The organism is Streptomyces sp. BI87 (genome assembly GCF_025957665.1).
Taxonomy (GTDB): Bacteria; Actinomycetota; Actinomycetes; order Streptomycetales; family Streptomycetaceae; genus Streptomyces; species Streptomyces albidoflavus.
Genome location: NZ_CP110079.1, coordinates 5,293,511 through 5,306,889 on the forward strand (window position 1 = coordinate 5,293,511; position 13,379 = coordinate 5,306,889).

Here is a 13,379-nt window from a genome sequence, read left to right on the forward strand (position 1 = left end):
CTGGCGCTCAGCCGCCCTGTGCCACGTCCCGCAGTTCCTTCAGCCGGGCCACGTCCGCGGTGTGGCCCTCCTTGCCGCCCGGCGTCTCGATGACCAGGGGGACCCCGGCCACCGCCGGATGGGCCAGCAGTTCGCCGAAGGGGTCCGCGCCGATCGAGCCCGAGCCGATCGACTCGTGCCGGTCCTTGTGGGCGCCGGCTACGTCCTTGGAGTCGTTGGCGTGGATCAGCCGCAGCCGGCCCTCGCCGACCGTCGCCACCAGCGCGTCCAGCGTCTCCTTCACCCCGCCGGGCGCCGCCAGGTCGTGACCGGCGGCGTGGATGTGGCAGGTGTCCAGGCAGACGCCGAGCTTCGGGTGCCGCTCCAGCACGTCGAAGTACGGGCCGAAGTCGTCGACCTCGGCGCAGAGCGAGGCGCCCTGTCCGGCCGTCGACTCCAGCAGCAGGTACGGGTCGTCGTCGCCCAGCTCGTCCAGGAGCGGCAGCATCAGCTCACGCGCCTGCGCCAGCGCCGTCTCGCGGGAGCGGCCGCCGGTCGCCGAACCGGTGTGCACGACGACGCCGAGGGCGCCGATCTCCCGGCCCCGGCGCAGCGAGTGCCGCAGCGAGTCCACCGACTTCGCGGCGGTCGCCTCGGTGTGCGAGCCGAAGTTGATCAGGTACGGCGCGTGCACGTACGCCGGTATCTCCCGCTCGGCGCAGAGCCGGCGGAACTCCTCGTCCTGCTTCGGGTCGCCGGCGGGCGTCGCCCAGCCGCGCGGGCTGGCGACGAAGACCTGCACCGCCTCGGCGGCGAGGTCCTGGGCGTAGGCGAGGCCGGTCCTGGCGAGGCCGCCCGCGACGGGGATGTGGGCACCGATGCTGCTCTTGTTCACGAGGTCAAGGGTCGCACGGCGGGGCGCGTTCCCCGCCGGACGGCCCTAGCCCCGAGACCCTGGGGTCAGCGGACCCGGATGGTGATCTCCGAGCCGCGCGGAGCGGTCTCGCCGCCCTCGACCGACTGGTCCCACACCGTGTCGCCGAAGAACCAGCGGGAGACGTCGACCTTGAACCCGGCCCCCTCCAGCGTCTTCCGCGCCTCCTCCTCCTTCTGCCCGGTCACGTCCGGGACCTCGACCAGGTCCGGGCCCTTGGAGAGCGTCAGCTCCACCTCGCCGCCCTCGGCCAGCTCCGTCCCGGGCTCCGGGGACTGGGCCGCCACGGCACCCTTCTCGTGCTCGGAGAAGACCCGCTCGTCGGCGGTGCTCACCTTCAGCCCGGCCTCCTTCAGCGCCTCGGTCGCCTCCTGGAGCGAGGAGCCCGCCACGTCCGGCACCTCCACCGGCGCGCCCTTGCTGACCACCAGCGCCACGGCCGAGCCGCCGCGCCGCTCGGTCCCGGCGGCCGGGTCGGTGCTCACCACGTCCCCCTTCGCGACGGACTCGCTGAAGGCCCGGGTCACCATCCCCGGCTCCAGCCCGGCGTCCCGCAGCCGCGCCTTGGCCTTGGCCAGCGACATCCCCTCGACCCGGGGCACCGTCACCTTGCGCGGGCCGAGCGAGACGGTCAGGTTCACCGAGCCGTTGCCCCGCACCCGCTCACCGGTGCCCGGGTCGGTCTTGGTCACCGTGCCCCGGTCGGCCGTGTCGCTGTACGCCTTGTCGACACCGCCCACCTTCAGCCCGGCGTCCGCCAGCCGCTGCCGCGCCTCGTCCTCGGTCTTGGCCAGCAGCGGCGGCACCCGCGTGAACTGCCCCGAGTTGATGTACCAGACCCCCGCGCCCACACAGAGCACCAGCAGCACCGCGACCAGCGCCGCCAGCCCGCCCTTGCGCCGGTTGCCGAAGCGGCTGCGCCGGGCGGGCGCCGGGGGCTCCGGCGGGGCGGCGGCCAGCACGCTGGTCCGCTGCACGCCGTCGTCGGCGGCGGGCCGGGCCGGGGTCGAGAAACGGGGGATGACGCTGGTCCGGTCCTCCGCGATGCTGCGGTCGCCGGCCAGCGCCGCCGGGGGTACGGCGTCCAGCGCCGCGTCGTCCAGCGCGGCCCGAGCGTCCCGGGCCAGCGCCAGCAGGGCCACCGCGTCCTCGGGCCGCCCCTCGGGCGCCCGCGAGGTCGCCACCGCGACCAGCCGGTCCAGCTCCGGACCCAGGTGCGGCACGGCCGCCGACGGCGGCGGCACGTCCTCGTTCAGGTGCCGGTACAGGACCTGCGCCGGGGAGTCCCCGGAGTGCGGGCGCCCGCCCGTCAGCATCTCGTAGAGCACCACCCCGCAGGCGTACACGTCCACGCGGGCGTCGGCGACGTCGTCCTGCTCGATCTGCTCCGGCGCCAGGTACGCGACCGTGCCCAGTACCGCGCCCGTGGTGTTCGTCACCGTGTCCACGGCCTTGACCAGGCCGAAGTCCGCGACCTTGACCCGGCCGTCGTCGCCTATCAGGACGTTCTCCGGCTTCATGTCCCGGTGCACGAACCCGGCCCGGTGGGCGGCGCCGAGCGCCGCGAGCACCGGCTCCAGCACGTCCAGCGCCGCCCTCGGCGTCAGCGCGCCCCGCTCCCGCAGCACGTCCCGCAGGGTGCACCCCGGCACGTACTCCATCGCCAGATAGACGTACGCGCCCTCGGCGCCCTGGTCGAAGACGCCGACCACGTTGGGGTGGGAGAGGCGGGCCACCGAGCGGGCCTCGCGGATGAACCGCTCCACGAAGGAGGCGTCGGCCGCCAGCTCCGGATGCATCACCTTGAGCGCCACCACCCGGTCCAGGCGGGTGTCCAGGGCGCGGTAGACCGTGGCCATGCCGCCGACGGCGATCAGCGCGTCGACGCGGTAGCGCCCGTCGAGCACCAGCCCCAGCGGGGCGGTGCCCGCGGGCCGGGGCGAAGTGTCGGGAAGCGGCGTATCCACGCCCCGGAGTCTACGAGCCACGCGGCCGCGCCGAAGACTCCGGAACCGACCGCAGCCAAGCTGTGACGCCCTGGTCACCGCCGTGCGGCCGGCCCCGTCCCGCGGACCGCCCGGTCAGAACGCGGGGCGCTCCGGATCGAGGTGCGCCACGCCCTCCACCGGCGACGACGCCCGCGCGAAGTGGCGGCGCGGGATACGCCCCGCCCGGTACGCCAGGCGGCCCGCCTCCACCGCGTGCCGCATCGCCGAGGCCATCAGCTCCGGCTCCTGCGCCCGGGTCACCGCCGAGGCGAGCATCACACCGGCGCACCCCAGCTCCATCGCCAGCGCCGCGTCCGAGGCGGTCCCCGCGCCCGCGTCGAGGATCACCGGGACCCCGGCCTGCTCGACGATCAGCTCGAAGTTGTGCGGGTTGCGGATACCGAGCCCCGACCCGATCGGCGAGCCCAGCGGCATCACCGCCGCACACCCCGCCTCCTCCAGGCGCCGCGCCACCACCGGGTCGTCGTTGGTGTACGGCAGCACCGTGAACCCGTCGTCGACCAGCACCTCGGCCGCCTCCAGCGTCTCCACCGGGTCCGGCAGCAGGGTCCGCTCGTCGGCGATGACCTCCAGCTTCACCAGGTCGGTGCCGAGCGCCTCGCGGGCCAGGCGCGCGGTGAGCACCGCCTCGCCCGCCGTGTAGCAGCCGGCGGTGTTCGGCAGCACCTGGATCGCCAGGCGCTCCAGCACCGAGAGGACCGAACCGGCCACCCCCGGGTCCAGCCGCCGCATCGCCACCGTCGTCAGCGTGGTGCCCGAGGCGGTCAGCGCCCGCTCCAGCACCTCCAGGCTCGGCGCCCCGCCAGTCCCCATGATCAGCCGGGAGCCGAACTCGGTCCCCCCGATCGTGAACGTGTCGTCCGCCACGGTCAGCCTCCCTGCACAGCGGTGAGCACCTCGACGCGGTCACCCTCGCCGAGCACGGTCGCGGTCCACGCCCCGCGCGGCACCACGGCCTCGTTGACGGCCGCCGCCACCCCGCGCGGCGCCGAGGTCAACTCCGCCACCAGCGCCTCCAGCGTCGTCCCGGCCGCCAGCTCACGCCGCTCGCCGTTGACGGAGACGGCGTACGTCCCCGCCTCGCTCCTCGTGCCCTCGGTCGTCATCGGGCCCCCTCCTGGACGGGCGCGGCCTCGAACCGCCGCGCGGTGAAGGCGTCCGCGTACCCGGGCAGCGCGCCCGTGGTCAGCACGTCCGCCAGGACGTCTCCGGTCACCGGGGTGAGCAGCACCCCGTTCCGGTGGTGGCCGGTGGCCAGGTGCAGCCCCGGCAGGGCGGTCGGCCCCAGCAGCGGCGCGTTGTCCGGCGAGCCCGGCCGCAGCCCCGCCCGCACCTCGGTGAACGGCAGCTCGGTCAGGCCCGGCACCAGCTCGTGGGCGTCCCGCAGCAGCTCGTAGACGCCGCCGGCGGTCACCGTGGTGTCCCAGCCCAGCTCCTCCGTGGTCGCCCCGATCACCAGCTCGCCGTTCTCCCGGGGGACCAGGTACACGTGGCTGCCGCGCACCACCGCCCGCACCGTCCGGCCGAGGAACGCCGCCCCACGCCGATACGCCTCGGGCACCGCCAGCCGCACCACCTGGCCCTTCACCGGCCGCACCGGCACCGCCACCTCCTTGGGCAGCCCCGCCAGCAGCCCGCTGCGGCTCCCCGCCGCCAGCACGGTCTGCCCGCCCTCCACGAGGGTGCCGTCGGCCAGCTCCACACCCACGGCCCGGCCGCCGCGCACCACCAGCCGCCCGGCGGTGGACCGGCACCAGGCCACCCCGGCCCGCTCGCAGGCGGCCACCAGCGCCGAGGCGAGCCGCCGCGGATCGATCTGATGGTCCCCGTCGACCCGCAGGCCACCCCGCACCCCGGGCGCCAGCATCGGCTCCAGCCGCCGGCACTCCCGGCCCGACAGCCACTCCGACTCCAGCCCCGACCGGAGCTGCAGCGCGTGCAACTCCCGCAGGTACGCCCGGTCGTCGGCGTCCAGCGCCACCGCCAGCGTGCCGCAGCGCCGGTACCCCAGCTCCTGCCCGCTCGCCTCCGCCAGCTCCGCCGCGAACGCCGGATAGCGCTCCGCCGACGCCAGGTTCAGGGCCAGCAGCCGCTCCTCGCCGAAGTGCAGCTCGGTCACGGCCGCCAGCATCCCCGCCGCGACCCGCGCCGCCCCGCCTCCCGGCGCCGGGTCCACCACGGTCACCGTCAGCCCCCGCTGGGCCGCCCGCCACGCCGTGACCAGCCCGATGATCCCGCCGCCGGCCACCACGACATTGCGCGCGCCACCTGCCGTGTACACCGCCGTGCTCCGTACGGCCTCGGCGACGGGTACGGCCTCGGGCCCCACCGGAGCCCCGGACGTGGCCGCACCCGTCCCCTCGTCACCCCTGCTGTCGCTGCTGTCCATGGGCTCCCAGCCCCTCCCTTCGCCGGCATGACCCGGATCAGGTACGTACGGTCGGAGGCCGCAGCCTCCCTCTCAGCCCGGTCCGCCGGGCTCCCGCGATTGGTCTGCGGCCAGCCTAGACCCCCGCCCTCCTCGTCCCGTCGCCCGCCCGGAGATCTACAGTGGCCCGGTGAGCGAGACGCATCAGCAGGTTCCCGGCGTGGTGGTCGTCGGCGCGGGCATGGCCGGGGTGCAGACGGCGGTGGCGCTGCGCGAACAGGGGCACGAGGGCCCGGTGACGCTGCTCGGCGCCGAACCCCATCCGCCCTACGACCGGCCGCCGCTCTCCAAGGCCGTCCTGCTCGGCACCGCCGAGGGCTCAGCCTTCGACGTGGACTTCGAGGGGCTCGGCATCGGGCTGCGGCTCGGCGTCGCCGTCACCGGGGTCCGCCCGGCCGAGCACCTGGTCGACACCGACGCGGGCCCCGTCCCGTACACCGCCCTCGTCCTCGCCACCGGCGCCGAACCCCTCGCCCTCCCCGGCACCCAGGACCACCCCGCCGTCCATCTGCTGCGCACCCTCGACGACGCCACCCGGCTGCGGCCCGTCCTCGCCGACCGGCGCACCGTCGTCGTGGTCGGCGCCGGCTGGATCGGCGCCGAGTTCGCCACCGCCGCGCGGGAGGCCGGGTGCCACGTCACCGTCGTGGAGGCCGCCGACCGGCCGCTTGCCGGGGTGCTGCCCGCCGAGGCGGCCGGGCCGATGGCCGGCTGGTACGCCGAGCAGGGTGTCGAGCTGCTCACCGGGGTGGCCGTCTCCCGGGTCGAGGACCACGGGGTGCGGCTCGCCGACGGGCGGCTGCTCCCCGCCGACGCCGTCGTCGTCGGGATCGGGGCGCGGCCCGCCACCGGGTTCCTCGCCGGTTCCGGCATCGCCCTCGACGCCCACGGGGCCGTCCTGGCGGACGGGCTGCTGCGGTCCTCCGTCCCCGACGTGTACGCGGTCGGGGACTGCGCCTCCTTCCCCTCGGCGCGGTACGGGCGCCGTCTCCTCGTCCACCACTGGGACAACGCCCTCCAGGGGCCCCGCACCGTGGCCGCCGCCCTCACCGGGCAGGAGCCCGCCCCCTACGACCCGGTGCCCTACTTCTGGTCCGAGCAGTTCGGCCGCTTCGTCCAGTACGCCGGCCACCACGCGCCCGAGGACCTCCTCGTCCACCGGGGCGACCCCCACGAGGCCGCCTGGTCCCTCTGCTGGCTCTCCCCTGCGGGGGCGCTGCGCGCCGTTCTCACCGTGGGCCGGCCCCGCGACCTCACCCAGGGCCGCAAACTCATCGCCTCCGGCGCGGTGCTGACCCCCTCCCTCGTCGCCGACCCCGCCGTCCCCCTGAAGTCCGCCACGGCCTGACCCCCGCCGGGGTGTGGCTGCGCCGCGTCTGGGGGTGCCGGCCGCTGCCCTGCCGGTCACCGATTTGGCCTCAAACGCCGGCCGGGCTGGGGTTCGGTGGGGCTGGGCTCCGCCCCGGCCTTCCGCGTCTTGACCCTGCGGGTCACCGACGGCCTCAGCGCCGGCCAGGCTGTTCTGGCTGGGCTCCGTCCCGACCTGCCGGCCGCTGCCCGTGCCGGTCACTGACTGGCCTCAAACGCCGGCCGGGCTGTAGGGGTTCGCGGTTCCTCCGGCACGGGGGTGGGGCGGGGCCGCGCCGGGGTACCTCCTCACAAACTGCATGGTGCGGGGTGAGTTGGAGTATGGCTGCCTCGTGTGCAGTTTGCTGCGGGGGCACCCCGGCACGTCCCCACCCCACGGTCTCGTACGCGGCCGACCGCCGGTGGGTGGATGAGGCCGTCCCCGATACCGGGCTTCTCCACAGCGACCACTGTGACCGCTCTCGCTCGCCACAAAGATCAATCGGGGACGGTCTGTCTTTTCCTCACCCACCGGCGGGACGACGCCGACGAGACGGAAGGGCGGGGTCGTGCCGGGGTGCCCCCGCAGCAAACTGCACACACGGCCGCCTTGAAGCGACTGACCCCGCACCCTGCAGTTTGTGAGGAGGTACCCCGGTGCGGCCCCGCCCGACCCAGACGGCGAACGAACCGCGAACCCCTACAGCCCGGCCGGCGTTTGAGGCCGTCTTTGACCGGCAGGGTCATGGTCGGAAGCCCAGTGCGGAGCCCAGCCACAAAGCAGCCCGGCCGGCGCTTGAGGCCGATCAGTGACCGGCAAGGACAAATCCCCCGCACATCGGGCGAAGCCCAGCGAAAACGGCCCAGCCGGGGCCACCCCCGACAGATCGCGAAGGCACGACAAGGCCCCAGGCAAACAAGCGCACCCCCTGCCGACCCGGCGGCCCCCGTGCCGCCATGGCACTCTTGGGTACGTGACCGAGATTGACGCAAAGATCGATGCTCTCGTCCCCGAGTGGCTCACCCTCCCCGACATCGCCGAACAGCTCGACGTAGAGGTGACCCGGGTCCGCCAGCTGGTGAAGGACGGCCAGCTCCTGGCGGTCCGCCGGGGCGAGAACCGCGTACTGATGGTTCCCGCCGCCTTCATCGACGGCGACAAGGTGGTCAAGGGCCTCAGCGGCCTGCTGACCGTCCTCAGGGACGACGGCTTCGCCGACGACGAGATGCTGGAGTGGCTGTTCACGCCCGACGAGACCCTGCCGGGCACCCCGGCCCAGGCACTGAACGAGAATCGCGGGACAGAGGTGAAGCGCCGCGCCCAGGCGCTCGCCGTCTGACCCAGCCACACGGCGGGCACGGCCCACCCGGGCCCCGCTCGCAACCGGGCACCAGCCCAGTCCGGGCACCAGCCCGGCCCACTCCGGGCGCCAGCCCGGGAGCCCATCCGGATGCGGGCCGCGTCGCGAACGCGGCCCGCACACCGCTGTCAGGGGGGACCCCATGTCCGACACCGCCCGCGCCCGCCTCGCCGACGCCCGCCTCTACCTCTGCGTGGACGCCCGCAAGCGCCAGGGCGACCTCCCGGAGTTCCTGGACGCCGTGCTGGCCGGCGGCGTCGACCTCGTCCAGCTCCGCGACAAGTCGCTGGAGGCCGCCGAGGAGCTGGAACTGCTGGAGGTCTTCGCCGACGCCTGCCGCCGCCACGGCAAGCTGCTGGCGGTCAACGACCGCGCCGACGTGGCCCACGCGGCCAAGGCCGACGTCCTCCACCTGGGCCAGGGCGACCTGCCCGTCCCCGCGGCCCGCGCGGTGATCGGCGGCGCCCCGCTGGTGGGCCGCTCCACGCACAGCGAGGCCGAGGCGGCGGCCGCGGCCGCCCAGCCCGGCGTCGACTACTTCTGCACCGGCCCCTGCTGGCCCACCCCCACCAAGCCGGGCCGCCACGCCCCCGGCCTGGACCTGGTCCGCTACGCCGCGACCCTCACCACCGACCGCCCCTGGTTCGCCATCGGCGGCATCGACGCGGGCAACCTCGACGCGGTGACCGAGGCGGGCGCCCGCCGGGTCGTCGTGGTCCGGGCGCTGACGGAGGCCGACGACCCGAAGGCCGCGGCGGCCGACTTCGCCCGCCGTCTGCGCGCCCTCTGAGCCGGTCCCTTCCGGGGTGTCCACGCCTGTCCAAGGGGTGGACAAGAATCGGTTGAAGGGGGCGAAACGACCAGCTTCGGCCCGCTCGCCCCCTCGCCCTGGTTAACCTGCCCGTATGGCCCTAGGTACCGCTTCCACCAGGACTGACCACGCCGCGACCGTGCGTGATCTGCTCGCCTCCGGCAAGACCTCGTACTCCTTCGAGTTCTGGGCGCCGAAGACCCCGAAGGGCGAGCGCAATCTGTGGGACGCCCTGCGCCGGGTGGAGGCGGTCGCGCCGAGTTTCGTCTCGGTGACGTACGGCGCGGGCGGCTCGACCCGTTCGGGCACCGTCCGTGCCACCCGGCAGATCGCCGACGACACCACGCTCACCCCGGTCGCCCACCTCACCGCGGTGAACCAGTCGGTCGCCGAGCTGCGCAACATCATCGGCCAGTACGCGGACGCCGGTATCCGCAACATGCTGGCGGTCCGGGGCGACCCGCCCGGCGACCCGATGGGGGAGTGGGTGCGCCACCCCGAGGGCGTCACCTACGCCGCCGAGCTGGTCCGGCTCATCAAGGAGTCCGGCGACTTCTGCGTGGGCGTCGCCGCCTTCCCCGAGCGGCACCCCAGGTCCGCGGACTGGGACACGGACATCCGGCACTTCGTCGACAAGTGCCGTGCCGGCGCCGACTACGCCATCACCCAGATGTTCTTCGATCCGGAGGATTATCTGCGCCTGCGGGACAGGGTGGCCGCGGCCGGTTGCGCGACGCCGATCATCCCGGAGATCATGCCCGTCACCAGCCTCCGCCAGATCGAGCGGTTCGCCCAGCTGAGCAACGCGGTCTTCCCCCGGAAGCTGGAGGAGCGCATGCGTGCGTCGGCCGACGACCCGGCGGCGGTACGCTCCATGGGGATCGAGTTCGCCACGGAGTTCTGTGCGAGGCTGCTGGCCGAAGGTGTGCCCGGACTCCACTTCATCACCCTGAACAACTCCACGGCGACACTGGAGATCCACGAGAATCTGGGCCTGCACGACGACAAGGGCTGATCCGCGGCCGCCGGTGAGGGCGACCGCGGGAGAGGGGCGTACATGGGCTGGACGGTCCTCTACATCGCGTTCGGGGTAGTGGCGTTGTGGCTCCTCGGCGAGGTACTGCTCCAGTACAAGGCGCGGCTGCGGTGGCGGCTGCTGGCCTTCGCCGGCTTCTCCTGCGTCGTCCTCGGCGTGCTGACCTCACTCGTGATCGTGATCGCGCTCGGCGCCATCGCCTTCGCGGTCGGGCAGACCTTCGTGACGCTCTCCTTCCGCCGGGGCTTCTCCACCGGCTGGGCGGTCGGCGGCCGGCCCGGCGCCTCGCGCCGCCGCCGTACCCCGGGGGCGACGGAGCAGGACCCGACCCTGGAGGTCTCCGGCCTCCAGGAGGAGACTCCGGACCTGCCGGAGCCCCCCGAGGCCCCGCCGGTCTACGCGACCGTCGAGCCGATGCCCGACGACACCGGCCAGTACGGCGTCTACGACGACGGCCCCGCCAAGCCCGCCACCGACCCCGCCGGCTACGAAACCCCGTACGCCGCCCAGGAATCCGGGTACGCCCCGCAGGACCCGTACGCCGCCGCCCAGTCCGGGTACGACTACGACTACGCCTCCCAGGGATACGGCTACGACACCGGCCAGGGCCAGTACTCCGGCCACGCCGACCCGTACGCCGCCACCGCCGGGTACGACCAGACCACCCAGGGCGACTACGGCGACTGGAGCGGCCAGCAGGCCCACCAGCAGGGACAGGACGCCTACGGCTACCCGCAGGAGACGTACAGCCAGACCGGCTACACCGACACCCCGCCCGGCGGCGTCTGGGTCCCCCAGCAGCGCGACGGGGAGAGCGGCTACGACGCCGGATACGGCACCTACGACGCCGCGGGCCTCCCGCCGCAGCAGCAGCCGGACGGCACCTACGTGCCGCAGCAGGGCTACGACCAGTGGCAGGGCCAGGAGCAGGGGTACGGCGGGCAGTCGCAGGAGCAGCCCCCGGCGCGGGGGCAGGGCGCGCCGGACCAGGGCGGCCAGCAGTACCGCTACTGACGCCACCGATGCCAGGGGAGGCCACCGAGGGGCGGGGGTCCGCTCAGGTGGAGCCGGTGAACTCCGGGCCCTCGACGATCAGTCCGGCCACCAGGGCGCCCGACATTCCCGCGTGCGGCAGCCCGCCGCCCGGGTGGGACCAGCCACCGACCGTGAACAGGCCGGGAACGCGGGTGGAGTTGGCCGGGTGGAGCAGCTTCCCGTCCGCCGCCGCCAGCGCGGGGGCGGGGACGGCGCCGCCCGGGGCGCCGGTGGCGTGGGCGATGTCGGCCGGGGTGAGAGCGTGGCGCCACCGCACCCGCCCGGCGAGGCCCGGCACGGCGGCCTCGGCGCGGGCGGTGATCCGGTCGAGGTCGGCCTCGGTGGGCTCGGTGCCGGGCGCGACGGTCAGCCGTACCGTCACCGCCTCGTGGCCGGGGCCCGGGACCAGGCCGGGGTCCTCGGGGCGGTCCACCGTCAGGGTCGGGTCGGCCGCCACCCCCGGTGCCCCGCCGAAGACATGGGCGGCCTCGGCCTTCGCGTCGCGGCTGTGCACCACGGTGCGGTGGACGGTGCCCGGCGGTCGCTCGCCGTCCAGGGCGAACAGCACCAGCAGGCGCGAGGCGCGGTCGGTCTCCCGCTGGGCCGGGACCTCGCCGGCGGTGCGCGCGGGGGAGCCGAGCAGGGCGTCGAGGACGGACGGCGGGACACCGGCCACCACGTGGTCGGCGTCGACGCGGGTCCCGTCGGCGGTCACCAGCCCCGCCGCGCGCCCCTCCTCGGTACGGATCGCGGTGACCTCGGAGCCCAGGACGAACCGCACCCTCCGCTCCACGCACCGCTCGTACAGCGCGGTCGCCAGCGCCCGCATCCCGCCCCGCACCGACCAGAGCCCGAAGGTCTGCTCCAGGTAGGGCAGGACGGCGGCGCCGGCGGGGGCGGTCCGCGGGTCGAGCCCGGCGGCCAGCGCGTACTGCCCGAGGAGCGCGGCGAGGCGTGCGTCCCGCAGCTCCCAGGCGCCGATCTCGGCGAGGGTGGTGGCACGCCGCTCGCGCCGCAGCGGACGCCGCCAGGGCTCGGCCGGGTACGGCTCGCGCTCGGCCAGGACCTGCCAGTTGGGCCAGAGGGTCTCCTCCAGCAGAGGGCGCCGGGAGCGGTCCCAGGTGTCCCTGGCGCGGTTCAGGAAGGCGCCCCACCGCTGCCCCGCCCCGTCGCCGAGGGCCGCGTCGAGCGCGGCGGCGACCTGGGCGCGCGAGGTGTGCGGCAGGTCGGCGTGGACCCCGTCGGCGAAGACGTGGCGGACGGCCGGTTCCGTCTCGGTGAGGTGGACCCGGTCCTCCAGGGCCTCGCGGCCGGTCTTCAGGAAGAGGTCGCGGGGGACCGCCGGGAGGGTCAGCAGCCCGGGCCCGGTGTCGAAGGTGAACCCCTCCCGCCGGTACTGCCCGAGGGCCCCGCCGTACGTCTCCGTACGCTCGTGCACCTCCACGTCGTGCCCCGCCACCGCCAGCCGGGCCGCCGCCGCCATGGCCCCCATACCGGCGCCGATCACCGCGATTCTTGCCATGGGCCCGATTCTATGGCGGGGGCCGGGGGAGGAGCGGGGGCGGTCGGATGCCGGCTGAGTACCCCTACTCAGCACCCCCTGGGTACGGGCGCGGAGGCGTCCCGGGCCGGTGGCGGGAAGAGTGGAGCGCGCCGGGCGGGGTCGTGCGGTGACGTGTCCGTGCCGCCGACACGGGGCGGCGGGACGGACGGGGCCGAGAGGTCTTCCGGGGCCCCGCCCGGTCTCGTGTGCCGGCGGGTCTCGTGTGCCGGCGGTCAGGGGCGGGCCGGGCCCAGGCCGCCGACCCGGCCCTGGAGGAGGAGCGAGAGGGCGGCGTGGACGTCGTCGATGGAGCGTCCGCGCTGGAAGGACTGCCAGTCCAGGGCGGCCACCAGGACCATCCCCACCAGGGCCGGAGCGGTCAGCGGGATGTCCACCTCGGGGCTCAGCTCTCCGTACTCCACCGCCTCCCTGAGCACCTCCTCGACCACCGCGACCGCCTCCTGCCGGACCACCAGCAGGGTGTCCTGCCAGGCCCGGTTGGTGCGCCACAGCTCGGCGACGTACAGCTGGGTGAAGGCCGGGTAGCGGTCGATGAAGACCAGCCCGGCGCGGATCATGGCGTCCAGCGCGTCGACCCGGCTGCCGCCGCGCGCGGCGGTCTCCTGCTCCGCCGTGCGCAGCGAGGCGGTGAGCAGCCCCACCCCGTGCCGCAGCAACTCCTCGAACAGCACCGTCTTGCTGGCGAAGTTGTAGTACACGGTGCCCTTGGCGACTCCCGCCCGCTCGGCGATCTCGTCGACCGTGGTCGCGGAGAAGCCCTGCTCGGCGATGAGGGTGACGGCTGCCTCGTAGAGCTTCTGCCGGGTCGCCTGGCGCCGTGTGCTGCTGTCCATGGTCCCGATTTTCGCAGGTGCGGCGGGTGCCGCGCGCCCGGC

The 13,379-nt window shown here is 74.9% G+C and carries 12 protein-coding genes and 1 riboswitch; of the genes, 5 read left to right on the plus strand and 7 right to left on the minus strand.

The window, feature by feature from the left end; genetic code table 11:
* Positions 1-7 precede the first annotated feature (7 nt).
* The 5 genes from OIM89_RS23605 to thiO form a co-directional block, all read right to left on the minus strand.
* A complete protein-coding gene (locus tag OIM89_RS23605; RefSeq protein WP_217466946.1) occupies positions 8-874 on the minus strand; it encodes a deoxyribonuclease IV in 867 nt (288 codons plus the stop codon).
* A gap of 65 nt (positions 875-939) precedes the next feature.
* On the minus strand, positions 940-2,880 hold the full coding sequence (gene pknB / locus OIM89_RS23610) for a Stk1 family PASTA domain-containing Ser/Thr kinase (protein ID WP_374197966.1): 1,941 nt from the start codon (positions 2,878-2,880) through the stop codon (positions 940-942).
* A gap of 114 nt (positions 2,881-2,994) precedes the next feature.
* Positions 2,995-3,789 (minus strand): thiazole synthase, encoded by a 795-nt coding sequence (locus OIM89_RS23615; RefSeq protein ID WP_047469188.1) that lies wholly within the window; start codon positions 3,787-3,789, stop codon positions 2,995-2,997.
* Between the two features lie 2 nt (positions 3,790-3,791).
* Entirely contained in the window at positions 3,792-4,028 is a 237-nt protein-coding gene (thiS, locus tag OIM89_RS23620; protein WP_030699816.1) for a sulfur carrier protein ThiS, read from the minus strand.
* Complete coding sequence (gene thiO, locus OIM89_RS23625) at positions 4,025-5,251, minus strand: glycine oxidase ThiO (RefSeq protein WP_226965614.1); 1,227 nt, start codon at positions 5,249-5,251, stop codon at positions 4,025-4,027. The genes thiS and thiO overlap by 4 nt, the downstream gene beginning before the upstream one ends.
* A 55-nt stretch (positions 5,252-5,306) precedes the next feature.
* Positions 5,307-5,418, minus strand: a riboswitch (TPP riboswitch).
* A 92-nt stretch (positions 5,419-5,510) separates the two neighbouring features.
* On the opposite strand from thiO, the gene OIM89_RS23630 reads away from it, so the two are divergent.
* The 5 genes from OIM89_RS23630 (at position 5,511) to OIM89_RS23650 (ending at position 10,919) form a co-directional block, all read left to right on the plus strand.
* Positions 5,511-6,698, plus strand: a complete 1,188-nt coding sequence (locus tag OIM89_RS23630) for an NAD(P)/FAD-dependent oxidoreductase (RefSeq protein WP_030699818.1) — start codon at positions 5,511-5,513, stop codon at positions 6,696-6,698.
* Positions 6,699-7,671: 973 nt separating this feature from the next.
* Positions 7,672-8,037, plus strand: a complete 366-nt coding sequence (locus tag OIM89_RS23635; RefSeq protein WP_008410462.1) for an Rv2175c family DNA-binding protein — start codon at positions 7,672-7,674, stop codon at positions 8,035-8,037.
* Between the two features lie 163 nt (positions 8,038-8,200).
* Complete coding sequence (thiE, locus tag OIM89_RS23640; RefSeq protein WP_047469183.1) at positions 8,201-8,848, plus strand: thiamine phosphate synthase; 648 nt, start codon at positions 8,201-8,203, stop codon at positions 8,846-8,848.
* 115 nt (positions 8,849-8,963) lie between these two features.
* Positions 8,964-9,884: a methylenetetrahydrofolate reductase [NAD(P)H] gene (gene metF, locus OIM89_RS23645; RefSeq protein ID WP_030699820.1), complete on the plus strand. Its 921-nt coding sequence runs from the start codon at positions 8,964-8,966 to the stop codon at positions 9,882-9,884.
* 42 nt (positions 9,885-9,926) lie between these two features.
* On the plus strand, positions 9,927-10,919 hold the full coding sequence (locus OIM89_RS23650; RefSeq protein WP_264491603.1) for a hypothetical protein: 993 nt from the start codon (positions 9,927-9,929) through the stop codon (positions 10,917-10,919).
* Between the two features lie 43 nt (positions 10,920-10,962).
* Here the strand turns inward: OIM89_RS23650 and OIM89_RS23655 are convergent, their stop codons facing one another.
* Together OIM89_RS23655 and OIM89_RS23660 are read right to left on the minus strand one after the other, a co-directional pair.
* Positions 10,963-12,462 (minus strand): phytoene desaturase family protein, encoded by a 1,500-nt coding sequence (locus tag OIM89_RS23655; RefSeq protein WP_047469177.1) that lies wholly within the window; start codon positions 12,460-12,462, stop codon positions 10,963-10,965.
* A 254-nt stretch (positions 12,463-12,716) separates the two neighbouring features.
* Complete coding sequence (locus OIM89_RS23660; protein ID WP_030699823.1) at positions 12,717-13,337, minus strand: TetR/AcrR family transcriptional regulator; 621 nt, start codon at positions 13,335-13,337, stop codon at positions 12,717-12,719.
* Positions 13,338-13,379 lie beyond the last annotated feature (42 nt).